Raw genomic sequence first — 22923 nt, 5'->3', positions numbered from 1 at the left:
TTGACAACGACTGTGCAACAGGATTATAGTCAATGTTATTAATCGTAATAATTACTATTAAAGTCTGGATTACGCAGACTGCACATATAAGGAGTAGATTTCTATGACACAAAAGCAAATTCCGGTAACCGTACTAAGTGGTTACCTCGGTTCAGGGAAAACAACCGTTTTAAATCACGTGTTGAACAACAGACAAGGGCTTAAGGTTGCCGTAATCGTCAACGACATGAGTGAGGTGAATATCGATGCTGCGCTGGTTAAGGGGGAGGCAAGCTTGTCTCGAACCGAAGAGAAGCTGGTGGAGTTATCGAACGGTTGTATCTGCTGCACCTTGCGGGATGATCTGATGCAGGAGATTGAGAAGCTGGTGAATGAAGGCAAGTATGATTATATTTTGATCGAATCCACTGGTATCAGTGAACCTGTACCTGTCGCACAGACCTTTACATATGCGGATGAGGAGTCGGGCATTGACCTGACTAGCCTGGCCAGACTGGACTGTCTGGTAACGGTGGTGGATGCCAATCGATTCTGGCATGATTTTGGATCAGGACAGAGTCTTCTGGATCGTAATCAGGCGACCGGAGATGAGGACACCCGTGACGTCGTAGACTTGTTGATTGATCAGATCGAAACCTGTGATGTACTGCTGCTGAACAAATGTGATCTGGTCGATGACACCGAGCTGAATAAACTGGAAGGCATCATCCGCAAGCTACAGCCTAATGCCAAAATCATTCGCACTGAGAATGGACAGGTGAATCCGTCTGAGATTCTGAATACAGGCCGTTTTGATTTTGAAAAGGTGAGCATGTCCGCTGGATGGATTCAGGAGCTGGAGAAGGAGTCGCATACACCGGAAACAGAGGAATATGGCATTGCTTCCTTCGTTTATCGCCGCAGAAAGCCATTCCACCCTTCCCGTCTGGCTGAATTCATGAGTTACTGGCCGGAAGAAGTGGTACGTGCCAAAGGCTTGGTATGGCTTGCCGCCCAAGGAGATGTTGCTGCAAGCTTGAGTCAGGCAGGACCATCCATTCAATTTGGTCCTGCGGGACATTGGGTCGTGGCTTTGCCGGAAGCAGACAAAGAAGAAATTTTGCGTAACGAACCGGATGTTCTGGAGAAATGGGATGCCCAGTGGGGAGATCGCCAGACGGAGCTTGTCATGATTGGAATCGACATGGAACGTGTCAGTATTGAAGATGAGCTGGACCAGTGCCTGCTTAGTGATGAAGAAATGCTGGCAGACTGGGGTCATTTTGACAATCCGCTGCCATGGCCTGTGGAAGCTGTATAAGTCAGAGAGGACAGAAAGGACCTGAAGAAGCGAAGCTAAAAGCTTTCTGAAAGAAAGCTGCATCGGAAGCATATGCTTCGCCTTTATCCCCGGATTTCCCCTTTATCAAAGGAATTAATAAAATCTGGGGATAACAGCGATCGGAAGGTTGTTCTGTCATCGGAGTGTGCAGTGTAAATATTCTTTAGTTCAATTTATAAACATACATTCAATGGATAAAGGAGCTATAATTCATGGCTAAAAAATCTAAAGTGGTACGTGAGAAGCAACGTCAGGCGATCGTGGCAAAATATGCGGACCTGCGCCTGGAATTGAAGGAAAAAGGGGAGTACGAGGCATTGCAGAAATTGCCGCGGAATGCATCTCCGACTCGTTTGAAGAACCGTTGCGAAGTGACGGGCCGCCCGCGGGGTTACCTACGCAAGTTCAAGGTGTCTCGAATCAAGTTCAGAGAACTGGCCCATCAAGGACAGATTCCAGGTGTAACTAAATCCAGCTGGTAATATGATCAAGGGATGTGGCTGACCATCTTTGCATGAAGGCAGATTGTTGTGTGTTTGGCTACATGCGGTGTGTAGAGCAGGGTGTTATTTTGCTGAAAGGGTGTGCATCTTCATGTTGGACTTGTTTACGTTACGAAGAATTCAGTCCGTAATGAACGGATATATTCATGAGAAGGTACCTGCGCCACTGCGTACGATGGTGAAGTTGACATATGAGATGAATGACAATGAACTGATCCTGACCGAAGAAAGACCCGCCGAGGAACGGTATCAATGGGATAAGATGCACATTGCCCGATTCTACTGGGAAGAAAATCAGTGGAAAGTGTATGCCAGAGATGAACAAAGCAGCTGGAACCCGGTAGATATTATTACACCTTGTTCTGATTTTGAGGATATGCTTGAACAGGTGGAACGGGATGAGGCTGGACTGTTCTGGCGTGAGTAAGGGCGACGATGTCGAGGATACGAATGAGCACTTATGAAAAATGAGCGAAGAAGACTCTGTATGTTGTATGCAGTGTCTTCTTTTGCGTCAGCTTGATTAAGAAATATGTGCCGTGCCTATAACGAATGATTGTGCATCATGCGAAATTGCATGGGTGTTACGTTTTCCTGGGTTCTGAAACATCGGATGAAATAGCTCGACTGTGAAAATCCTGTTTCCAGCGTAATTTGTTTAATGGAAAGGTTGGTTGTCGCGAGCAGCTGCTTTGCATGGAGTAATCTGGATTCCATGAGGAATTCCGGGAAGGAGATGCCAAACGTCTGACTGAACTTACGGCTAAAGTACGTTGTGCTGTATCCGGCAATTCCCGCTACATGTTCAAGCGTGATGTGCTCGTTACTATGGGAACGAATATAATTCCCAGCTTCACGAATTCGCTCTGAAGTGTGATTAAGCGAAACATTGATTCTGCTCGCCGCAGATTGCAATCGGGTCAGAAGCTCATACAGCGTAGCTGCCATGCTGTGCTCGTCTTCCACTTGATAACCTCTTCCGAGCCCCATTAATCGATCCATGAGCGCGGTAACCACCGGGAAGTTGGAACATTGAAACAGCCATGGCTCGTCAACGCCTTTTCCATTTAACAATTCTTCGAGACGAACGCCGTAGAAGTGAATCCAACGAATACTCCAAGGATCATCCGAATCGGAGTAGTAGGTTTGTCTGAGACCGGGGCCATAGAGGAATCCCTGCCCTTGCATTAACTCATATCGTGTGGTTCCGGTGTCAAGGAATCCTTTGCCGCTGAGTACAAGGTGCAGGTTGTAACATTGATCCAAGTTAATTTCAGTAGTGCCATATTCTCGATGCACACGATGCTTCGGAAAGTCACTGTACCCTCCAATAAAATCGGGAAAGCATACATGTCTGGGGAAAATCGGCTTGGGGAGAAAGATGTGTTCTTTCACGTGCATCCTCCATTTGAACGCAATATTTTTATGTAATCAATGCAAATAGATTCAGCCAACTGTGATTTAAATCTATAGTCATGACAATATTTTATTATAAGTCGCATAATCTTGTCATTTATTATAAGTGAAGGTTCCAATAGAATGGAGGCAATATGGCAGGTTAAGGGGGCAAATGAAGATGGCAAAGTCTATACATATGGATGAATTGAAAATGGGGGTCTGTTATTACCCTGAGCATTGGTCGGAAGCGTTGTGGGAGGACGATTTCCGCAGAATGCGAGAGATGAATATTACTGTTATTCGGATGGCTGAATTCGCATGGTCTATCTTTGAACCGGAAGAAGACCAGTTCGATTTTAGTTTTTTCCAGAAGGCAATGGATCTGGCACATCAATATGGTTTGAGCGTTATTTTGGGAACACCAACTGCAACTCCACCAGCGTGGTTAACCTCAAAATACCCTGAAGTATTAAATGCGAATAAAGACGGCGTATTGTATCAACACGGCATGCGACGCCATACCAACTACAGCAGCCCCATCTACAGACAGCAATGTGAGAAAATCGTGCGTAATATGGTGATTGCCTATAAAGATCATCCGGCTCTCATTGGCTGGCAGATCGATAACGAATTCAATTGCCATATGGATGTGTTCTACGCTGAGGCAGATCATGTCGCTTTCCGTGAATGGCTTAAGAATCGTTATGAATCATTAGAGAATCTGAACCAGGCTTGGGGAACCGTTTTCTGGAGTCAGACCTATACCGACTGGGAGCAAGTCCACCTTACCCGAAATATGGTCAGTCCTTCGCCAAATCCTCATTTGGCATTGGATGAAAAGAGATTCATCTCAGCCAATACTATTTCATTTGCCAAGGTTCAGGTGGACATTATTCGGGAACTGGACCCGAAACATTGGATCACCACAAACGGTACGTTTGGACACTTGGATAATCATGAAATGACAGAGGACTTATTGGATTTCTTCTCCTATGATTCGTATCCACAGTTTGCCACGATCTTCCCGGGGACAGACGACAATTCGTTACAGGACCGGGCCTGGAGCATGAAACTGTCCAATGTACGCAATATGTCACCGAACTTTTGCGTCATGGAACAGCAGTCTGGGCCAGGAGGTTGGGTAGATAGTATAGGCATGGGCACACCAAGACCGGGGCAGATCCGATTATGGTCATTTCAATCTGTTCTCCACGGAACAGATCTGCTTGTCTACTTCCGCTGGCGGACGGCAACATTTGGCACCGAGATGTACTGGCATGGCATCAATGATTACCATAATCAACCCAACAGAAGGGTACGCGAGGTTGCGCAAGTAGGCGAAGAGTTTGCCAAGATCGGGCGCGTTATTGCGGGCACTACTTATCAAGCCAATGTTGCGATCCTGCAGGATTACGATAACATCTGGGACGGAGAATTGGATGAGTGGCACGGTCCGCTTCAGCAACAGAGTGTACGCTCCTGGTATAAGCAGCTCCAGTATCGTCATATTCCGACGGATCTGGTGACCCTGCAATCCACGACAACATTGGAGGCGTTAACCGAATATAAGGTGATCATCTATGCTCACCCGGCCATCATGACAGACGAGACAGCAGAACTGCTGCAAGCCTATGTCAGTCAAGGGGGCACCCTGTTTTTCGGTGCACGCACCGGTTATAAGGATCTCAAGGGACATTGTTATATGAGACCGTTCCCAGGGGCTGTCGCTGAGTTGTGTGGTGTAACCGTAGAGGACTTCACCTTAATCAAGGGAACCGTTTCCGCAGCCACGTTGCAATGGAATGGAGAGAGTAAGCGGCTTGAGGAGGGAACGCCAACGGCCGGATTTAACGAAGTTCTTCATGTGGAGCATCCCGACGTACAGGTCGTGGCCGAGTATGCATCCGAATATTATGCAGGTAGTCCTGCATTGACCAAACGTACGGTGGGTCAGGGGCAGGTATGGTATTATGGTGCGGCTTACAATGAACCGGTCGTCGATGCTCTTCTGGATGAAATCGGGCTAGTCTCGCCTGTGGATGATCTGGTGGAGGTGCCGTCCGAAGTTGAGCTTGGGATCCGTTCCGGTAAGGATAAAGCTTATGTATTTTTACTCAACTACTCGGAACACCAAGTGGCCATCCAACTTAAAAAGCAAGCCAAAGAGTTGCTGTCGGGTACAACACTTCAGGATGAGATCAGCATGCCCGCGTATGGTGTGTTCATTTTTGAGATCGATCTGCCATATTAATCCATCCATTCATCCATATCATGACTTATATATATACAAAGAAATACCAAAAACGCCTTGCATCCATTGCAAGGCGTTTGATATATGCATGATGTGATGTGTAACTCACGTTGAGCATGAACTGTTAAGGACGGTATAACTATGCTTCATACAAAATTTCACCTGTTCGCGATACATCATAGCCCTCGAATGATTGCAGTTCCTGCCTGAACTCCGGGGATTGGAGAATTCGCAGCACCGATTCTGTCCAGGCTTCATTACCCTGCTTCCTCAGCATGACCAGATCATAGCGTTCCTGAACGAGCGGGATAAAATCAACCTGGCCCACAAGTCGTGCAGCTTTCTCAATGCCAACTCCGACATCGGCTTCGCCAGAACTCACTTTGGCAGCCACGCCCATGTGACTGGTTTCTTCCATTTCATATCCGATCAGGCCTGCGGCAGAAATACCATGCAACCGAAGTTGCTCATCCAGCAATACCCGCGCACCAGAACCCTTCTCCCGATTAGCTAGTCTTAGTTCAGGCTTGCTCAGATCGGTCCAATGCTGCAAGTTCTGCGGGTTGCCACGCTGTACATATAGCCCGGCAGGACGTGACAGCAGGTTTACCACAACATAGGATCGTCCTGTCAGAATTTTGCGAATATACGGCAGATTATACTCACCGGTATCTCCGTCGAGCAGATGGGTGCTGACCAGATCGGATTCACCACGATACATTGAGATAAGTCCGTCCAGACTGCCCATAAACGAGCGCAGCGGACGAATGTCCCGGGTTTGTTTTTCCATATGGCGCATTAGGATATCCAGACTGACATCCTGACCTGTTATGACCAGATGCCGTGGTGCAGAAGTCATTGTATGGGTAGAACTCACTTGTAAGGAATTTTCCTGAGCATCACCATGACCTGGCTGAGTCCCTGATACCGAGGTCTGAACCGTATTCGGGATACGCTGACCTGAGGACTGGAGTTGCTTGGATCGGCGTTTATATGCCTCCAGATCCGTTGCATCAATCCGCATTTGTTTACCCACACGGTAGGCGACAAGGTCTCCCTTTTTGATCAGGTCATAGACTGTCAGTTTCGATATTTTGAGTAGCTTGGATATTTCTTCGGTTGTGTAGGATTGCTCCTCCGTCATAAGTGAAGATCCTCCTTCAAAGATATAGATCCGATCATTCATCGTAATGGAATGTTTCTTGTACTATATCATTAATTGAGGTGTGCCATAAACCTGAGAACACGCAAGAAACGCAGAAGACAGGTAACAAAAATCAATTGTGATTGAAATCACCTTCCCATTTTTTTGGTCTTGTGTATAATTAGATATAATTAATTATAACTAGTTATAACCAGAGATAACGTTGGGGGAGAACTGAATGAGAAAGAGAATCGGATATATTTTGGGAAGTATGTCACTGGGACTGGCTCTAGTATTGGCTGGTTGTGGCGCAAGCACGAGCACTACGGATACATCCACGGGTGCAGAAGGAACGACTTCAACGCCAGCGGCATCAGGTGAAGGTTCATCAGCGGGCAACAGTGATCCTCAGGAAACGGTAGATCTGACGATCTCTGCGGCTGCCAGTCTGACCGATGCGATGAAAGAGATTGAAGCCAATTATGAGCTAGCTAATCCTTATATAGAACTTAATTTCAATTTTGGCGCCTCGGGTGCCTTGCAACAGCAGATTGAACAGGGCGCCCCCGCTGATATCTTTGTATCGGCGGCAACGAAAAATATGAATGCGCTGGTGGATGAGAACCTGATTGCATCAGGCGATCAGAAGAATCTGCTACAGAATTCACTGGTGGCGATTGTGCCAGCAGAAGGGACCAATACCGTAACCGGCGAAACGGATCTCACCAATGACTCCATCAAGACGGTAGCGATTGGCATTCCGGAAAGTGTGCCTGCGGGAACCTATGCCAAGGAAGCTCTGACCAATGCCAAGTTGTGGGATGAACTGGAAAGCAAGCTAGTGCAGGGGAAAGACGTTAGACAGGTCCTTCAATATGTAGAGACAGGTAATGCAGATGCCGGATTTGTATATAAAACGGATGCTCTTACTTCAGATCAGGTGAAAATTGCGTTTGAGGTGGACAAGAACAGCTACACACCCGCCAATTATCCGATAGGCATTATTGAAGGAACGAAACACCGCACAGAGGCCGAACAATTCTATGCGTATTTGCAAACCCCTGAAGTACTGGATATCTTCGCGAAATACGGATTCACAATTCCGGAATGAATATGAACGCCATAGACTGGTCCGTATTCTGGTCGCCGGTGCGCCTGTCGCTTCAGGTTGCGCTGTTATCCAGCGTGGTGGCCACTGTGTTCGGAATTGCGGTAGCCTGGAAGATGTCACGTACTTCATTTCGGGGAAAGATTCTGGTGGAAACGGCATTTATGCTACCACTAGTCCTTCCACCAACGGTGGTCGGATTTCTGTTACTTGTCATACTGGGGCGTAAAAGTCTGCTTGGACAATGGATTGAAGCCATATTCTCTGCACCGGTTATTTTCACCTGGTGGGCAGCGGTGATTGCTGCGGTGGTGGTTGCTTTTCCACTCGTGTATCAGACCATGAAATCGGGATTCAGTGGTGTCGATCGGGATCTGGAAGATGCAGGTCGTTCGATTGGGGCGAATGAGTGGCAGGTCTTTCGTTACATTTCCTTGCCGCTCGCAGCCAGAGCGCTGATGACCGCCTTCATCCTGGGCTTTGCCCGGGCACTCGGGGAATTCGGAGCGACACTGATGATTGCAGGCAATATTCCGGGCAAAACACAAACGGTACCCACGGCAATCTATGTCGCTGTGGATTCAGGCAATCAGACCATGGCTTGGGCATGGACTGTTTCCATTATCATCATCTCGTTTATCATGTTATTGATGACCAGACAGCAGCGAGATGGTAAAAACGACTGAAATTTAAATAGATATACGATATATCTCATCACTTAAAACCCGTTTTAAGGAAAAAACTTCTTCCTTAACGCGGGTTTTTATCATATATTTCATATGCATTAATATCAAATGTTAACCGAATTGGAACGAATGGAAATGTAAAGCTGTTTTAACATAAAAAAATAAAAAAAATACCAAAATTTAATCATTCAGTACTCGCTTTCAGTGGGCTTGTTCCTGTAAGATAGAAGTAATTGATTCCAGCCAAGTACTGAAATAAGGAGAGACGACGATGAACACTAGACCTGATTGCGGCGTTTCGTTGCAAATCGATGACTATCTGGATCTTTTGCATTTTGCCATCCAAATTCAAGATCAGGAATGGCAGCAATCCTTAATCCACCAACTTAAAATATTTCAGACGGCGACGGACCAGCAGCGCACACCTGAAGAGGAATTATGGACAAGGTTCGATTATATTAACAGTAAACTTACTGGTCTGTGCCATCAGATTCATGCCGCTCATTCCATGGATGAACGCAAGAAGTTCGAGGAACGGATCGGCCTCTTGCAATTACAGCGAGTGGAAGTTGCGCGTAAAATTAAATGGGCAAGTCGCAGATAGATGAGAGAGTAAAGCAAGATATGGTGTAACGCCAAAAGATATAATTGAACGAGAGTCATACATGAAGAAGCCATCCACCAATGATATTGGGGATGGCTTCTTCATGTACGATAGAGAAGTTCTATAACCTTATCAGGATGTCCTATTAGTTTAGTTATTGCCCAAAGATAAGTTGTAATGATATTCTTTGTTCAACCTAATTCCGACTATACAAGTAAGAATGGTTTGTTAATAAGTATCGGAATGGGAGCACACATCATATTTGCTGTGATAACAGCCTGTGGAGGAGATTGGGAATGGTTAAAAAACGGGGGATTCAACAATTCCGGACAGCACTGCTGTTCATTACAATGCTGGCGGTTCTGGCTGGATGCAGCACAGGTACTGCAAGTAATGAGTCAGAATCTGCTTCGGCAGCAGGCGATACCAAAGTGAAAAAAATCATTGTAGGAACAGGTACACAGTTCCCGAATGTCTGCTTCATTGATGAAAATGGCAAGTTAACAGGTTATGATGTGGAATTGATCCGGGAGATCGACAAACGTTTGCCTGACTACGAATTCGAATTCAGCACTATGGATTTCAAAAACCTGCTGCTGAGTCTGGAAACGAAAAAAATTGACTTGATCGCTCACCAGATGGAAGTAAATGAAGAGAGACAGGCCAAGTTCCTGTTTAATGATGAAGCCTATAATATTTTCCCAAATAAAATTGTCGTCAGTCAGAAAAATGAGGAAGTCAAATCGATTGAGGATCTGAAGGGGAAAAAACTGATTGTCGGCGCTACGAGTAATGCGGCTGTACTTGCTGAGAAATGGAATGCAGCGAACGGTAACGGCATTGATATCGTCTATTCCGGAGCAGGTGAGGATACCATTACCCAGATCAAAACAGGCCGGGTGGATGCAACGATCAGCACTCAGTTTGCCATTGATTATCAGAATAAAGCGGTGGATGCCCAGTTGAAAACGGTGGGAGATGCCCTCTCCAATTCCAAAGTGTATTTCATTCTGAACAAGGATGAGCAGGAGCTCAAAACCAAAGTGGACGAAGCGCTCAAATCGATCAAAGAAGATGGGACATTAGGCAAGCTGAGTACAGAGTGGCTTGGGGCTGACTATACGGTTGAAGAGTAGTCTGAGAGAGGTGTGCAGCGGTCATGGGAAAATCATTTGATCTGTCATTGGTTCTGGATTTCATCCCGGAACTGCTACGATATTTGCATATAACACTGATTGTATTGGGTGGCTCCATCGTGCTCGGACTGGTGGGCGGCGTGCTTCTGGCCGTTCCCCGTCTGTATCGGATTCCGGTACTAAGCCAGCTGGCTACCCTGTACGTCTCATTCATGCGGGGCACACCGATCCTGATCAAATTGTTCCTGGTGTATTACGGACTTCCCGAGTTGCTCAAACCGATTGGCATCGACCTGTCGAGAACCGACCCGTTGTTATTTGTCATTGTGACCTATGCGTTTAGTGATGCGGCATCCTTTGCCGAGATCTTTCGCGGCGCAGTGCGCAGTGTGGATAAAGGTCAGACGGAGGCAGCCTATGCTGCGGGTATGACGACATTCCAGTCTTTTCGGCGGATTGTCGTTCCGCAGGCACTGATTGTTGCTTTTCCTAACATGGCCAATACGTTAATCGGTTCATTAAAGGATACTTCTTTGGCTTTCTCCATTGGTGTCATGGATATGGTGGGCAGAGGGCAGACGTTAATCTCCGCCACGTCCCACGCACTTGAGGTATATATCAGTCTGTCTGTGGTCTATTATGTCATTGTCATTGTACTGGAAAAAGGATTTGCCGTTGCAGAACGCAGACTACAGCGTCATGAACGCAAGAGGGTTGTACACAAATCGACCGTTCGCGCCAAACGCCTGAGAGAGGTTGTTCAAAAAGTCCGCTTTTGATTACGAATCATGCCTCGCGGCATCATCAGCATCGAAGTTGAAATTCAGCCGAAATAAGCGGGAGGCTTACGAAGTATGTTTCCTTTGGAAACATTGCGGTTGCTCACGTAGTTTTCCCTACGCTCCGCTACTCCATTTCTAACTTCATTCCATCTTTTCGGTACTGAAAACCAGATTTTTTGAACTCTCACTGAAAAACGAATAGCGGGGTGAGCATATGTCGATTGATCTCCAGTTTATCTATACCTCTTTTTTTCAAATTCTGAAGGCATTGCCACTGACACTCGTCATTACGATTGTTCCGTTAATTGCAGGCTTCGGAATTGGTCTGGCTACGGCTCTGATCCGTATTTATCGTGTGCGGTGGATTCATCGCATTGCTGACTTCTACGTTTCTTTCCTGCGTGGAACACCGATGCTGATGCATCTATTCCTCATCTATTATGGTGTTCCGATGATTATTGATAAGCTGTCGGAACGTTACGGTTGGGCTTTCCAATCTTCATCGATCCCGATTCTCGTATTTGTACTCATTGCCTTCTCGCTTACTGCGGGCGCCTATATGTCCGAGATTATCCGTTCAGGCATTCTTGCCGTTGATATCGGTCAGATGGAAGCTGCACACGCTGTGGGTATGAGCACATTCCAGGCTTTAAGGCGCATCATCATTCCTCAAGCGATCGGGGCGGTATTGCCTAATCTGTGCAGCATGTTTGTCGGGTTCCTGCATGGATCAACACTCGCCTTTACCGTGTCACAGATGGACATTCTCGGTAAAGCGGATGTGGTGGCATCCGTCAGTCTGAAATTTCTGGAGGCCTTTATCGCCGCCGCGTTCATCTACTGGGGGCTGACCCTCATTGCCGAGCGGATCACTGCTTTGCTTGAGCGTCGGGTTGCCGTGTACAGCAAAGGAGGCGTGTCATGATTACACTAACGAACATACACAAAACATTTGGCAAGCAGGACGTATTGAAGGGGATTGATCTGACGGTGGAGCAGGGTGATGTCGTTGCGATCCTTGGACCGAGTGGATCAGGTAAAACAACGCTGCTGCGCTGCGTCAATTTTCTGGAACGTGCCGATGAAGGCAAGGTTCAGATCAGTGGATTGACTGTGGATTGCAAGCATGCACGCAAACATGACATTGTGCAATTGAGACGGAAAACGGCGATGGTCTTCCAACATTATAATCTGTTCAAACATAAGACGGTGCTGGATAACGTCACGGAGGGTTTGATTATTGCCCAGAAAATATCCAAAGCTGATGCCCGTACTCGTGCCTTGCGTGTGCTTGAACAAGTCGGACTGTCTGCCAAAATCAATGAATATCCAAGTATGTTGTCCGGTGGACAACAGCAGCGGGTAGGAATCGCCAGAGCACTGGCACTGAATCCCGAAGTGATTTTGTTTGATGAACCGACCTCGGCACTGGACCCCGAGCTTGTGGGGGAGGTGTTGTCTGTCATCCGCTCAATTGCTCAAGAGGGGATTACCATGATTGTCGTTACCCATGAAATGGGGTTTGCCCGTGAGGTGGCAAATCGGGTTGTTTTCATGGACGGGGGTTCCATTGTAGAGGAAGGAACCCCGGAAGAGGTATTTGTGCGTCCCAAGCAGGAACGGACTCGCCAATTCCTCAGTCGGTATTCTTCTGACTGGAGTTATGTCATCTGACGATATAGGCGCAAGCTGTAGTAACTGACGATCCCGGCCCGGCATATGCTGTAACAGGCAAATGCTGATAGGCCGGGTTTTTCTATGGGTGAAGCAGGCCGTGACGGTAAGGAGGAGGACCATGCAGAGCAAAATCGATGAAATCATCACACATATTGCACACTCTCACCAGCAGATCGCACGTGTGCTGGATGCCAAACGCCAAGTCGCTGTGCGCATGTCTGAAATCATTAATCATTTGCCAGATATCGAACCGGAGTTGGATGGCGTTGACGGTCTGCTGGATAGCTCTGGGCAAATCAACAAAAGCATTATCTCTTACTTGGGAGGCCTTGCAGATCTGGAAGAGGCTGTAGCCGAAACGCTGACCCAAGTCATGCGGGAGATCGCGGTTCAAGAGGAAGAATAAGCCCGGAAGGCGGGTGAAGGAACATGAGTAGAGAACAGAGCCTCATTCTGATGCTGGACGCAGCAGCCAAGATGCAGTGGAATATTGCCCTGATTCTGGAGGCAAAAGCGATTGAGGCCGAGAAGGTACGGAACTGGACGCTGAATCATTTGAATGGGGATACTTTTCTGACGCATGGGGATCAGGTCGGCGAGCCACTCAAAATGCATGATCAGCTGGTGGAATTGCTGGAAGGTTTAACCCGGATGGAGACCGGACTGTGCAACAATCTCAAAGCGGTGATGGTACAGAACGACAGCGAAGATGGCGGCGGTATGGATGGTGGCATGTTTGGCGGCATGGATCTGGGAGACATGGGAAAATGAGTCTGATGCGGCGTGAGCAGGAAGCTAAACTGGCCCTCATTGAATCCATTGCACACAGTCAGCAGGCGCTGGCACGCATTCTGGACAGTGTAGCCAGTGTAACTGCTCATTCGGAAGTATCCGCCCGCAGTCTGGCCGAAAACATTCGTCTGCTGAGTCGCTATCAGGAAGAGATGTCTCGCATGGTAACGGGAATCAGGCTGGCTCGAATCCAGCATGGGGAGCCAGGCTTGCCGTGGCTCAAAGACCCCGAGTGTGCAATTCGTATCGTTCGGGATATACAGGAGGAATGATGACATGTTAAAGAAGAAGAAAATACGACTGAGAACCAAAAGAGCTTTGGTAACTCGTGGAGCCCGTCTGCGCAAAATTCGCAAGCTGCGTGCGCTCAGAGCCAAACGTGTTCTTCACAAACGCCCACTTAAAGGACGCAGTGCGTGGCTCAAAAAAAAGAAACGGACGGTACGGCGGTACCGGAGTCCGAAGCCTGTACAACCCATCGTCCCGGCTACCCCTACCGATCCGAATCCGGACGGTGCGTACAGCCAGGGATACAACGAGGCGTACAACGAGGGATTCAACGCGGGTTTCGCCAAGGGATTCGAGGACGGACATCAGCTGGCGTACAAAGCACAGTAACTGAGAAGATGGAATGAAGCTAGAAATGGAGCAGCGGAGCGTAGGGAAGACTACGTGAGCAACTGCACTGTTTCCGAAGCAACCTTCGTAAGCATCGGCTTATTTCGGCTGTATTCCATATTCGATGCTGGTGATGCCAAACAAATGATGATAGCCCGGGGGGACAGATCCCCCCGGGTTATTTGCATCGCCGCAAAAGCGGACATGCCCGTACAGGCGGATGTGGAGGGCAAGCGCCAATTTTGCGCCTTGCAGGACACCCGTCCATGATGCATCTGACCCCGAGGCATATCCTTTAGAGGGAAGACCAATCTCGGGGAGAGTCTGGAAGTGAGATCTCCTGAAGGAAGACAGGGTGAAGAATGTGGCAAAACGAAGACACCGTCCGCTAACTGAAGCGGAGACAGCTTACCGCGGCGGATATGCAGAAGGCCGCAGATTTGGCGGCTGTCAAGCCATGATGGAGCGGGTGCAGATGTTTGAACCGACCCTGCGGGACATGAAGGTGCTGTATATTCCGCAAGGGTTCGATGCCATCGATGAAGGTGTCACCCTGGCCCTGCAACAGTCTGTACGTGAATGCGTTGTTGGATCGCCAGCAACGATGTTGCAGGAAGCCAGTCAGCATCGGCCAGATGTTGTGCTCGTTATGAATGGTCTGCATGTGTTTCCCCCGGATCATCTGGAGCAGGTGAAGGGCATACGTGCACTCGGTATTCGAACAGCTGTGTGGTTTGTGGATGATCCGTATTTTACCGAGGATACTGTGTCCCTGTGTCAACACTATGATGTCGTGTTCACACATGAAGAGGCCGCTGTACCATTCTATCAAGGACATGGAGCGAACCGGGTTATCTATATGCCACTCGCAGTGAATCCGGGGATGTTTCAACCGCGTCGCGCGGCACCGCAACATCAGCATGATATTTGTTTTATCGGTACCGGATTTTGGAACCGGATTGCCTTGTTTGATGAGCTGGCTCCATTTCTTGCGGACAAAAAGGTATTCATTGCAGGTAGTCAGTGGAACCGGCTGGCACGTTTTGATGTACTGGGCCGCTTCATCCACGAAGGATGGATTGCTCCGGGAGAGACAGTCGATTATTACAATGGCGCCAAGATTGTCATTAACATTCACCGGACTTGCGAGAATGGGGAAGACAATCGCAACACACATCATCTTGAAGGTCATTCCATTAACCCGCGCACGTATGAGATTAGTGCCTGCGGCACCATGCAGATTACGGATGCACGTGCGGATTTGCCCCGTTATTATAAGCCGGGATATGACATCGAGACCTTCACCAACGCAGCAGAACTTCAGCGCAAGATCCACTATTATCTGAAGCATGAAGAAGAACGACAGGCGATGGCATGGCGGGGACTTCTCACCACGATGAACCAGCACACGTTCATTCGCCGTATTGGTCAGTTGCTGGAACATCTGTAACCCCCGTCTGAAGTAACAGCACAACGAGTAACCTATCCCAAAAAATAAAGGAGTGGCGGTATGTCTCTCAAACACCGTAAAACCAAAAAGGTTCATGCACCGGTACTGAGCCTGGCTGATCAAGCGCGCAAAAATGGGCAACATGCCGGATATGACGCAGGTAAAGAAGAAGGATATCTGCGCGGTCGCGCCAACTATATTGTAAATTGTGCACAGGAACCGTTGCCTTTCCGACAAGTTCACGTGCTGTATGTATCTTCGGGTAAAGGTTTCCCATACTCCCCGTTGGATGAGGCCATCATGGCCACGCTACAGGGAATGGTGGCTCAGGTAACCCTCACGGATCCGCGTCAACCGGTTTCTGAGATTGCGCTGCAGACGCGTCCTGATCTGGTGCTTGTGTTGGATGGAATGGATATACCCATCGAGCATATCGATGCGATCCGCCAAGCCGGCATTCAGACGGCCATCTGGCTGACTGATGATCCGTACTATACAGACATGACGCTTGATATCGTCAAACATTTTGACCATATCTTCACGTTGGAACTGAACTGCATCGATTTATATCGACAAAACGGCTGCGCGTCAGTCCATTATCTCCCTTTTGCCGCGTTCACCAATCATTATTTTCCGATTACAACCCCTTCCCCGTTAAAACGGGATGTCAGCTTTATCGGCTCGGCTTATTGGAACCGGGTATACTTCTTTAATCCAATCATGCCTCAGTTGATGTCACACAATACAGTATTTAACGGAATCTGGTGGGACCGTCTGCCTGACTATACTGCCTATGGCGAGAAGATTGAACTTGGCCGCTGGATGAGTCCACAGGAGACCAATGATGTGTACAATGGCACCAAAATTGTCATTAACCTGCATCGATCCCACGAAGATGATTCCGTCAATAATAATCACCTCAAAATCCCGCCAGCCTCACCGAACCCAAGAACGTTTGAAATTGCCGCTTCCACAACACTACAGTTGACCGACGCAAGGGATGACATTACGCGTTTCTACAAACCGGGTGTGGAGATTGAGACGTATTCCTCGCCGCAGGAGTTACTCGAAAAGGTGGAATATTATCTTACGCATGAAAAGGAACGCCGTGAGATTGCCCTTCGTGGACTCGAGCGTACCCTAAAAGACCACACGTATGGCAAAAGAATTAATGAAATGTTAACCATTATATTTCCTTAATCCTGGCCGGGAGGAGGTGTGCACAGTACCCTGTATCGGATATCCGCATACAGGGTCCGTGCGGCCATGGCAACGAAACCAAAGATGATGTTATTTTCACATGTGTGCAATACTCGCAGCATTACAGGTGCAGAGAAGCTGCTGCTTCATTTTATGAGAGAGATCGGTACGATCTTTGAGTGTGTGCTCATTGTACCCCAGGATGGGAAGCTGGCAGGGCTTGCACGAAGATTCGGCATTCAGGTCAAAATATGCAATCTGCCGATGCTTCACGGTGTGTACACACCTTACCTGGGCATTGCAAATGATGCAGAGCAACTTCGCCATACACCAGCATATCAGGAAGTGGTCTCCCTCATACGGGAGACTGCTCCCGATCTCGTGTTAACGAATACCTGTGTCAATGTAATGCCGGCTGTAGCGGCGAAGTCGCTTCAGATTCCAATTATCTGGAAGATTACCGAGATCATTCATACGAATGAACATACAACCGAGGCGATTCAGATGATTGGTCGCTATGCAGACTGGATTATCGGTATATCCGAGACAGCGGTCGCTCCATTTCATCAAGCTGGCATGAGTGACAAACTAACTGTCATTTCGCCGACATGGGAACCGGCTCTGCCCGCACCGGACCGCTGGGTTCATCTGCGTGAGCGCAAGCGCAAGGAACTTGGTCTTAAGGCATCACAGACTTGTATCGGTTATATTTCTTCCTTTATATATGATGCCAAAGGGTTGAAACCTTTTGTGGATATGGCCTTGAGGATCTGTGAAACGCATTCGCGCTGTCGCTTCTGGATCATCGGGGCACCATCGGATAAAAAGTATTACGACGAGTGTGTATCACGGGTGAAAAAATCCGGGTATTCACGCCGATTTACCTTCACTACGTTTGAAGAGAACGTATCTCTGGCGTATAGCGCCATGGATATTGTGGTCATCCCAAGCATGGTCAAAGAAGGATTTGGCATGACCGCACTGGAGGGTCTCTATTTTGCCAAACCGGTCATCGCTTTCGCTCAGGGTGGACTGAAGGAATTAATGGAATCCGTAGGCAGTGGTGCATTTTTGGCCCCGCCGGGGGATACCGAAGCACTTGTCACCTTGGCGGCAACCTTGCTGAATGATTCGGAGCTGGCCTCGAATACGGGATGGCGCAATCGGGCAGAAGCGGAAAGGCTCTACGGGGTTGAAACCTACCGAACGAAATTGCATACGATGGTGACACAGTGGTTATTGCGTTTTCCCGGATGGTTTGCTTATATCCAACCTCCGAATGGACCTGTGTATACCCATGGGGAGGGAGGACTACGCACGGTACTGGTTCTGGAGCCGGTTACGGTTCGGGCCCTGTTATTCCCGCTGACGGTCATACAGGCGTTGCCACATTCCTCATTACCTCCGATTGCATTGGGTCAAGATGCCCCTGTAGCCTCAAGTACTGGCCCAGCTGCAAAGCTGATTCAACAGAGGGGCAAAACGCGGAAACGCCGTCGTAAGTCACTTGCATCTCATTCTCGCCGAGACCGTGAGGGGCTGAAACGTACTTCCGGAACTGGCCGACGTAAAGGGAGATCCCGTACAACGAAGGGACCACGTCCGCATATGGGCAAATCAGCTACCCGCAGACGCAAATCTGCCAAGGCGGGACGCAGCCGAGCAGGGCGCAAGGGTTCCAATACAAGATGAAGGCAGGGATTACGATGAAGATCATGACGGTGCTGGGTACGAGACCTGAGATCATACGGCTCAGCCTGATCATCTCCAAGCTGGACCAGTATGCGTCCAAACATATTCTGGTGCACACGGGACAGAACTTCACGGAAAGTCTCAGTGGTCTCTTTTTCAAGGAAATGGGCCTGCGCGCACCGGATTACGTTCTTCAGGATGAAGCGGCCTCTCTGGGACGACAGCTGTCCTCGATGTTTACGCAAATGGAAGATCTGATATTGCAGGAGAAGCCCGATAAACTGCTGCTGCTCGGGGATACCAATAGTGCATTATGTGCAGTATTGGCTGAGCGCATGGGTGTTCCTGTTATTCATATGGAAGCAGGCAATCGTTGCTTTGATCTGGATGTGCCTGAGGAGAAGAATCGCAAGGTTATTGATGCCATCTCCACCATTAATATGCCTTACACGGAACAGAGCAAGAAACATTTGGTCAGCGAAGGTGTACCAAGCAGGCGCATTGTGCTCACGGGCAATCCCATCTATGAAGTGATGCAGCACTATGACGCACAGGTGAACTCCAGCAAAATCCTCAAAAAGCTGAAGCTGAAGTCCGGGCAATATTTTTTGGTTACTGCCCATCGAGCCGAGAATGTGGATCATGCCCCTCATCTGCTGGAGATTATGAAAGGACTTAATCAGGTCGCAGAGGAACACGGGCTGCGTGTAATCTGCAGCATTCATCCGCGTACAGCAATTCGGATTGCGGAGCATCTGCAACTGGAGATGAACCCGCTGGTAGAGTTTCACGAGCCGTTTGGATTCTTCGATTTTGTGATGCTCGAACGTCATGCACGTTGTGCGCTCACGGACAGTGGTACGGTGCAGGAAGAGTGCTGCATTATGGGCGTGCCGACCGTAACCATGCGCCGAACTACCGAGCGTCCGGAAACGGTGGATTGCGGCAGCAATGTGGTCTCCGGTCTGGATGCGGCACGCATCGCTGATTGCGTGAAAGTCATGACGCAGATGTCCACTGATTGGGATTGCCCGCAAGGTTACAAAGCAACAGATGTATCCGGTAAAGTAGTTAAATTTCTGCTTGGAGGGAAAATGCATGTTTGAAAATAAGCGTATACTCGTGACTGGCGGTACGGGATCATGGGGTTATGAACTTGTGGCTCAACTGCTGCCCCAGCAGCCCAAAGAAATTATTGTATATTCCCGGAACGAGTCCAGCCAAGTGGCTATGAGTCGTGAATTTGAGGACCCACGTCTTCATTTCCGGATTGGAGATATTCGTGACAAGGATGCCTTGACGGCGGCTTGCCAGCATGTGGACTATGTATTTCATCTGGCGGCACTCAAGCATGTTCCAGTGTGTGAAGACCAACCGTATGAAGCGCTCAAAACCAATGTGATTGGTACACAAAACGTGATTGAGGCTGCCATTGAAAATAAGGTGGAAAAAGTAATCTATATCTCGACTGACAAAGCTGCCAATCCGTCCAACTTCTACGGCATGACCAAAGCAATCGGCGAGAAATTAATTGTATATGCCAATTTGTTACACAGTGAAACCAAGTTTGTTACGGTACGGGGCGGAAATGTTCTGGGAACGAACGGCAGTGTGGTACATCTGTTCAAGAATCAGATTCGTCAGAAAGGCCAGGTCTCCATCACGGATATGAGCATGACTCGGTTCTTTCTCACGCTAAAGGATGCAATTACCCTGCTGTTCAAAGCCTCGGTGGAAAGTGTCGGCGGAGAGATCTTTGTCATGACGATGCCAACCTGCAAAATCGTGGATCTCGCGGAAGTGTTAATTGAGGATTCCGGTGTGGAGAATGTGGCCATTGTGGAACAGGGCATTCGTCCAGGTGAGAAAATTCATGAAATATTGATGAGTGAATTCGAGAGCATGACCACCGTTGTCTACGATGAGCAGTATCTGGTAATTCTTCCCACCCTGGGCATACCAGGTCTGCGTGAACATTATACCAATTGTCCACCTGTCTCCTTTAACAGCTTCAGTTCTGAACACCAACTGATGACCAAAGAGGAGATTCGTGAAATTCTCAAGCGCGGAGGATTCTTGTCATGAAACTGCTGATACTTGGTGGAAACGGAATGGCCGGCCATATTCTTGTCGACTATTTCCGCCGTCAAGGTGTACACAGCGTCTTCTACACAACTCGTGATGTAACGGACCCCAATGGTCTGCTCCTGGATGTGAACGACAGCTTCATGGTTGATCGATTGGTAGAAGCGGTGCACCCGGATGTGATTATTAATGCAGTAGGTGTGTTGAACAGCTTTGCAGATGAGGACAAAATTACGGCCTATCATATCAATGGGTTTCTGCCGCATCGTCTGCGGCGGGTTGCGGATACGATTGGTGCACGTCTGATTCATATCAGCACAGACTGTGTGTTCAGCGGAGATCGGGGAGCATACCGGGAAGATGATGTTACGGATGGGACTTCAGCTTATGCCATTACCAAAGCACTTGGTGAAGTCCAGGATGAAGGTCATCTGACGATTCGTACGTCCATCATTGGACCCGAAATTCGGCAGGGCGGCATTGGTCTGATGCAATGGTTTATGTCCAGCACAGGTGAAGTCGGCGGGTATACCCGCGTATTCTGGAATGGTGTGACCACACTTGAACTGGCCAAATGGGTTGACCATTACCTGGCCTCATCCATTAGTGGTCTGATCCATCTAGCTCATCCAACACCTGTCAGCAAGCATGATCTGCTTGTGTTGTTCAAGCAGACCTGGAACAAGCAGGATGTGACGATTGTGCGTGATGACAGTGTAGTACAGGACCGTACGCTGGTGTCCACTCGCGAGGATGTGAAGACAGACCTGCCGGATTATTCTACAATGCTGAAGGAGTTGGCATTATGGATGGAGCAGAGCTGACGGGCAAGACAGTACTAATTACAGGCGCTTCCGGTTTTACCGGGCGACATGCTGTATCTTATTTTCGAGAAGTTGGTGCAGTGGTTGCGGCGGTAGTCCGGAGACCGGATGTACATTCGTTTGGAATAGGTACCCAAGTCCATGTCTGTGATCTGAATGATAAACAGCAAGTGCGTCATCTGATCGGCAAGGTGCAGCCCGACTATGTGCTGCATCTCGCTGGCAAAAATTCAGTGCCTGATTCATGGTCTGATCCGTTACTGGTCCTGGAGACCAATGTGATGGCCGTGCTGTATTTGCTGGATGCGCTTCGCAGTTGTCCGGCAGCACGAACCGTTATTGTAGGATCGAGGTTAAAATATACGCAGGAACCTGGCCGGATTCCCCAGCCTCCACATCCATATAGCCTCAGCAAAGCGCTGGAAGAGATGGTGTCCTTGTCGTGGATGTCACTCTTCGGACAACAGATCATGCTGGCGGAGCCGGGCAATCTGATTGGGGCGGGTCCTTCCACAGGCATCTGTTCCCTGCTTGCACGCCATGTTGTTGCCTGTGAGCAGGCGGGCAAAACGGAGGCGTTCCGCCTGTCGGGACGGGACAATACCCGTGACTTTCTGGATGTGCGGGATGCAGTCAGAGCGTACGCAACCCTCCTGATACAGGGAGCCAGCGGTACAGTATACCCGGTGGTGTCTGGCACCGAGCGGAGTCTTGGTGAAGTTGCAGATCTGCTGTTGTCCATGACAGAAGCGGAAGTCCCTGTTCGCTGGGATGGGGCATCTTCTGGTCCGGACGGTTCGGGGAAACAGGAGGAATTATCACTGCTGCGCAAGCTTGGCTGGCAGCCGATGATTCCATTTGCCACATCACTTCAGGATATCCTGAGTGATGTTCGTGACCAGCAAGGGAGGACGACAGGTTGAGTCCGAGAGTATCCATTGTCATTCCATTCTACAACTGCCCTTATGTGCCTCAGGCGATTCAAAGTGCGCTGAACCAGACATATTCGGATGTGGAGATCGTTGTTGTGAATGACGGTTCCACCCGGCATGCAGAGCTGCTTCAGCCTTATCTTCCTTATATTAATGTGCTTGGCAAAAGCAATGGCGGGACGGCCTCGGCACTTAATCATGGGATTCGTCATGCCTCTGGTGATTATGTAGCCTGGCTTAGTTCGGACGATATTCTGTATCCAGATAAAATCCGGTATCAGCTCGAGTTTATGCAGCGCGAGAATGTGCTCGTCTCGTACACGAATTTTCACTATATCAACGAGCATTCAGCCGTTACCAAAATGCATGGTGGGCCAGAACCGATGTCCGATCTGGACTTACTGCGGCGGTTTGTCAACGGCAATCCGGTCAATGGCTGCACGGTCATGATTCGTAAGGATCTGTTCAGCGGAGTAGGGCTGTTCGATGAGCTTCTGCCTTACACGCATGATCTGGATCTCTGGATGCGGATTGTACTGAACGGTCATCGGTTCCCATACCTGAACGAACCGCTTACGGCCTATCGGTGGCATGGGGGAATGGGATCAGTTCGTCATGCGGATGTCATCGGCAGAGAGGCATCCATGGTATGGTCGAGATATCGCGAACCGTTGTTGCAGCGCATAGCGGCGCTTGGGGGTTAGCGTTGGGAGGGCAGTT

The 22923-nt window shown here is 48.7% G+C and carries 25 protein-coding genes; 23 read left to right on the top strand and 2 right to left on the bottom strand.

Annotated elements, in window-relative coordinates:
• The first annotated feature begins 103 nt into the window (after window positions 1-103).
• From MKZ12_RS24010 to MKZ12_RS24000, 3 genes are all read left to right on the top strand, one after another.
• Window positions 104-1300: a GTP-binding protein gene (locus MKZ12_RS24010; RefSeq protein ID WP_339257138.1), complete on the top strand. Its 1197-nt coding sequence runs from the start codon at window positions 104-106 to the stop codon at window positions 1298-1300.
• Window positions 1301-1533: 233 nt separating this feature from the next.
• Window positions 1534-1803, top strand: coding sequence for a 30S ribosomal protein S14 (rpsN, locus tag MKZ12_RS24005; protein WP_339257136.1), 270 nt, complete (start codon window positions 1534-1536; stop codon window positions 1801-1803).
• 112 nt (window positions 1804-1915) lie between these two features.
• Window positions 1916-2251 carry a DUF3024 domain-containing protein gene (locus MKZ12_RS24000; protein WP_339237327.1) on the top strand — a complete coding sequence of 112 codons (336 nt, stop codon included), beginning with the start codon at window positions 1916-1918 and terminating at the stop codon, window positions 2249-2251.
• Between the two features lie 116 nt (window positions 2252-2367).
• Here MKZ12_RS24000 and MKZ12_RS23995 read toward each other — a convergent pair whose 3' ends face one another.
• Window positions 2368-3225 (bottom strand): AraC family transcriptional regulator, encoded by an 858-nt coding sequence (locus tag MKZ12_RS23995; protein WP_339257134.1) that lies wholly within the window; start codon window positions 3223-3225, stop codon window positions 2368-2370.
• A 175-nt stretch (window positions 3226-3400) separates the two neighbouring features.
• On the opposite strand from MKZ12_RS23995, the gene MKZ12_RS23990 reads away from it, so the two are divergent.
• Window positions 3401-5473 carry a beta-galactosidase gene (locus MKZ12_RS23990; protein WP_339257132.1) on the top strand — a complete coding sequence of 691 codons (2073 nt, stop codon included), beginning with the start codon at window positions 3401-3403 and terminating at the stop codon, window positions 5471-5473.
• 139 nt (window positions 5474-5612) lie between these two features.
• Here MKZ12_RS23990 and MKZ12_RS23985 read toward each other — a convergent pair whose 3' ends face one another.
• The gene (locus tag MKZ12_RS23985; RefSeq protein ID WP_339257130.1) at window positions 5613-6617 is read right to left on the bottom strand and encodes a helix-turn-helix transcriptional regulator; all 1005 of its coding nucleotides are present in this window, start codon (window positions 6615-6617) and stop codon (window positions 5613-5615) included.
• Between the two features lie 238 nt (window positions 6618-6855).
• On the opposite strand from MKZ12_RS23985, the gene modA reads away from it, so the two are divergent.
• The 19 genes from modA to MKZ12_RS23890 all read left to right on the top strand — a co-directional run bounded on the left by modA (window position 6856) and on the right by MKZ12_RS23890 (window position 22907).
• Window positions 6856-7728, top strand: a complete 873-nt coding sequence (modA, locus tag MKZ12_RS23980; protein ID WP_339257128.1) for a molybdate ABC transporter substrate-binding protein — start codon at window positions 6856-6858, stop codon at window positions 7726-7728.
• Window positions 7725-8411: a molybdate ABC transporter permease subunit gene (gene modB / locus MKZ12_RS23975; RefSeq protein ID WP_339257125.1), complete on the top strand. Its 687-nt coding sequence runs from the start codon at window positions 7725-7727 to the stop codon at window positions 8409-8411. Before modA ends, modB begins: the two co-directional genes overlap by 4 nt.
• 271 nt (window positions 8412-8682) lie before the next feature.
• Window positions 8683-9015, top strand: a complete 333-nt coding sequence (locus MKZ12_RS23970) for a hypothetical protein (protein ID WP_339257123.1) — start codon at window positions 8683-8685, stop codon at window positions 9013-9015.
• Between the two features lie 296 nt (window positions 9016-9311).
• Complete coding sequence (locus MKZ12_RS23965; RefSeq protein WP_339237311.1) at window positions 9312-10151, top strand: transporter substrate-binding domain-containing protein; 840 nt, start codon at window positions 9312-9314, stop codon at window positions 10149-10151.
• 23 nt (window positions 10152-10174) lie between these two features.
• Window positions 10175-10930, top strand: a complete 756-nt coding sequence (locus tag MKZ12_RS23960; RefSeq protein WP_339257121.1) for an amino acid ABC transporter permease — start codon at window positions 10175-10177, stop codon at window positions 10928-10930.
• Window positions 10931-11147: 217 nt separating this feature from the next.
• Window positions 11148-11858 carry an amino acid ABC transporter permease gene (locus MKZ12_RS23955; RefSeq protein ID WP_339257120.1) on the top strand — a complete coding sequence of 237 codons (711 nt, stop codon included), beginning with the start codon at window positions 11148-11150 and terminating at the stop codon, window positions 11856-11858.
• Entirely contained in the window at window positions 11855-12607 is a 753-nt protein-coding gene (locus MKZ12_RS23950) for an amino acid ABC transporter ATP-binding protein (RefSeq protein WP_339257119.1), read from the top strand. Before MKZ12_RS23955 ends, MKZ12_RS23950 begins: the two co-directional genes overlap by 4 nt.
• Before the next feature lie 121 nt (window positions 12608-12728).
• Window positions 12729-13016, top strand: a complete 288-nt coding sequence (locus MKZ12_RS23945) for a hypothetical protein (RefSeq protein WP_017692509.1) — start codon at window positions 12729-12731, stop codon at window positions 13014-13016.
• 23 nt (window positions 13017-13039) lie between these two features.
• Entirely contained in the window at window positions 13040-13381 is a 342-nt protein-coding gene (locus MKZ12_RS23940; protein ID WP_017692510.1) for a hypothetical protein, read from the top strand.
• Window positions 13378-13674 (top strand): hypothetical protein, encoded by a 297-nt coding sequence (locus tag MKZ12_RS23935; protein ID WP_339237302.1) that lies wholly within the window; start codon window positions 13378-13380, stop codon window positions 13672-13674. Before MKZ12_RS23940 ends, MKZ12_RS23935 begins: the two co-directional genes overlap by 4 nt.
• A gap of 4 nt (window positions 13675-13678) precedes the next feature.
• On the top strand, window positions 13679-14020 hold the full coding sequence (locus MKZ12_RS23930; RefSeq protein WP_339237300.1) for a hypothetical protein: 342 nt from the start codon (window positions 13679-13681) through the stop codon (window positions 14018-14020).
• A 355-nt stretch (window positions 14021-14375) separates the two neighbouring features.
• The gene (locus tag MKZ12_RS23925) at window positions 14376-15470 is read left to right on the top strand and encodes a glycosyltransferase (RefSeq protein WP_339257117.1); all 1095 of its coding nucleotides are present in this window, start codon (window positions 14376-14378) and stop codon (window positions 15468-15470) included.
• Between the two features lie 60 nt (window positions 15471-15530).
• On the top strand, window positions 15531-16670 hold the full coding sequence (locus MKZ12_RS23920; protein ID WP_339237296.1) for a glycosyltransferase: 1140 nt from the start codon (window positions 15531-15533) through the stop codon (window positions 16668-16670).
• A 66-nt stretch (window positions 16671-16736) separates the two neighbouring features.
• On the top strand, window positions 16737-18362 hold the full coding sequence (locus MKZ12_RS23915) for a glycosyltransferase family 4 protein (protein WP_339257115.1): 1626 nt from the start codon (window positions 16737-16739) through the stop codon (window positions 18360-18362).
• 14 nt (window positions 18363-18376) lie between these two features.
• Window positions 18377-19468 carry a UDP-N-acetylglucosamine 2-epimerase (non-hydrolyzing) gene (wecB, locus tag MKZ12_RS23910; protein WP_339237292.1) on the top strand — a complete coding sequence of 364 codons (1092 nt, stop codon included), beginning with the start codon at window positions 18377-18379 and terminating at the stop codon, window positions 19466-19468.
• Entirely contained in the window at window positions 19461-20447 is a 987-nt protein-coding gene (locus MKZ12_RS23905) for a polysaccharide biosynthesis protein (RefSeq protein ID WP_339257113.1), read from the top strand. Before wecB ends, MKZ12_RS23905 begins: the two co-directional genes overlap by 8 nt.
• Entirely contained in the window at window positions 20444-21271 is an 828-nt protein-coding gene (locus MKZ12_RS23900) for an SDR family oxidoreductase (protein WP_339237288.1), read from the top strand. The genes MKZ12_RS23905 and MKZ12_RS23900 overlap by 4 nt, the downstream gene beginning before the upstream one ends.
• A complete protein-coding gene (locus MKZ12_RS23895) occupies window positions 21253-22194 on the top strand; it encodes an NAD-dependent epimerase/dehydratase family protein (protein WP_339237286.1) in 942 nt (313 codons plus the stop codon). Before MKZ12_RS23900 ends, MKZ12_RS23895 begins: the two co-directional genes overlap by 19 nt.
• A complete protein-coding gene (locus tag MKZ12_RS23890; RefSeq protein ID WP_339257111.1) occupies window positions 22191-22907 on the top strand; it encodes a glycosyltransferase in 717 nt (238 codons plus the stop codon). The genes MKZ12_RS23895 and MKZ12_RS23890 overlap by 4 nt, the downstream gene beginning before the upstream one ends.
• Window positions 22908-22923 lie beyond the last annotated feature (16 nt).

Origin of the sequence: Paenibacillus sp. FSL R5-0713 (genome assembly GCF_037973325.1) — a bacterium.
GTDB lineage: Bacteria > Bacillota > Bacilli > Paenibacillales > Paenibacillaceae > Paenibacillus.
The sequence above is the reverse complement of the archived record's forward strand: the minus strand, read 5'-3'. Positions and strand labels throughout refer to the sequence as shown.

What these genes read in the sequence shown, in the direction of transcription:
- modA (WP_339257128.1), top strand. Translation starts at nt 6,856, where the DNA reads ATGAGAAAGAGAATCGGATATATTTTGGGAAGTATGTCACTGGGACTG.
- MKZ12_RS24010 (WP_339257138.1), top strand. Translation starts at nt 104, where the DNA reads ATGACACAAAAGCAAATTCCGGTAACCGTACTAAGTGGTTACCTCGGT.
- MKZ12_RS23950 (WP_339257119.1), top strand. Translation starts at nt 11,855, where the DNA reads ATGATTACACTAACGAACATACACAAAACATTTGGCAAGCAGGACGTA.
- MKZ12_RS23930 (WP_339237300.1), top strand. Translation starts at nt 13,679, where the DNA reads ATGTTAAAGAAGAAGAAAATACGACTGAGAACCAAAAGAGCTTTGGTA.
- wecB (WP_339237292.1), top strand. Translation starts at nt 18,377, where the DNA reads ATGAAGATCATGACGGTGCTGGGTACGAGACCTGAGATCATACGGCTC.
- MKZ12_RS23900 (WP_339237288.1), top strand. Translation starts at nt 20,444, where the DNA reads ATGAAACTGCTGATACTTGGTGGAAACGGAATGGCCGGCCATATTCTT.
- MKZ12_RS23905 (WP_339257113.1), top strand. Translation starts at nt 19,461, where the DNA reads ATGTTTGAAAATAAGCGTATACTCGTGACTGGCGGTACGGGATCATGG.
- MKZ12_RS23915 (WP_339257115.1), top strand. Translation starts at nt 16,737, where the DNA reads ATGGCAACGAAACCAAAGATGATGTTATTTTCACATGTGTGCAATACT.
- MKZ12_RS23990 (WP_339257132.1), top strand. Translation starts at nt 3,401, where the DNA reads ATGGCAAAGTCTATACATATGGATGAATTGAAAATGGGGGTCTGTTAT.
- MKZ12_RS23955 (WP_339257120.1), top strand. Translation starts at nt 11,148, where the DNA reads ATGTCGATTGATCTCCAGTTTATCTATACCTCTTTTTTTCAAATTCTG.
- MKZ12_RS23960 (WP_339257121.1), top strand. Translation starts at nt 10,175, where the DNA reads ATGGGAAAATCATTTGATCTGTCATTGGTTCTGGATTTCATCCCGGAA.
- MKZ12_RS23895 (WP_339237286.1), top strand. Translation starts at nt 21,253, where the DNA reads ATGGATGGAGCAGAGCTGACGGGCAAGACAGTACTAATTACAGGCGCT.
- MKZ12_RS23965 (WP_339237311.1), top strand. Translation starts at nt 9,312, where the DNA reads ATGGTTAAAAAACGGGGGATTCAACAATTCCGGACAGCACTGCTGTTC.
- MKZ12_RS24000 (WP_339237327.1), top strand. Translation starts at nt 1,916, where the DNA reads ATGTTGGACTTGTTTACGTTACGAAGAATTCAGTCCGTAATGAACGGA.
- rpsN (WP_339257136.1), top strand. Translation starts at nt 1,534, where the DNA reads ATGGCTAAAAAATCTAAAGTGGTACGTGAGAAGCAACGTCAGGCGATC.
- MKZ12_RS23920 (WP_339237296.1), top strand. Translation starts at nt 15,531, where the DNA reads ATGTCTCTCAAACACCGTAAAACCAAAAAGGTTCATGCACCGGTACTG.
- MKZ12_RS23945 (WP_017692509.1), top strand. Translation starts at nt 12,729, where the DNA reads ATGCAGAGCAAAATCGATGAAATCATCACACATATTGCACACTCTCAC.
- MKZ12_RS23935 (WP_339237302.1), top strand. Translation starts at nt 13,378, where the DNA reads ATGAGTCTGATGCGGCGTGAGCAGGAAGCTAAACTGGCCCTCATTGAA.
- MKZ12_RS23940 (WP_017692510.1), top strand. Translation starts at nt 13,040, where the DNA reads ATGAGTAGAGAACAGAGCCTCATTCTGATGCTGGACGCAGCAGCCAAG.
- MKZ12_RS23970 (WP_339257123.1), top strand. Translation starts at nt 8,683, where the DNA reads ATGAACACTAGACCTGATTGCGGCGTTTCGTTGCAAATCGATGACTAT.
- MKZ12_RS23985 (WP_339257130.1), bottom strand. Translation starts at nt 6,617, where the DNA reads ATGACGGAGGAGCAATCCTACACAACCGAAGAAATATCCAAGCTACTC.
- MKZ12_RS23995 (WP_339257134.1), bottom strand. Translation starts at nt 3,225, where the DNA reads ATGCACGTGAAAGAACACATCTTTCTCCCCAAGCCGATTTTCCCCAGA.
- modB (WP_339257125.1), top strand. Translation starts at nt 7,725, where the DNA reads ATGAATATGAACGCCATAGACTGGTCCGTATTCTGGTCGCCGGTGCGC.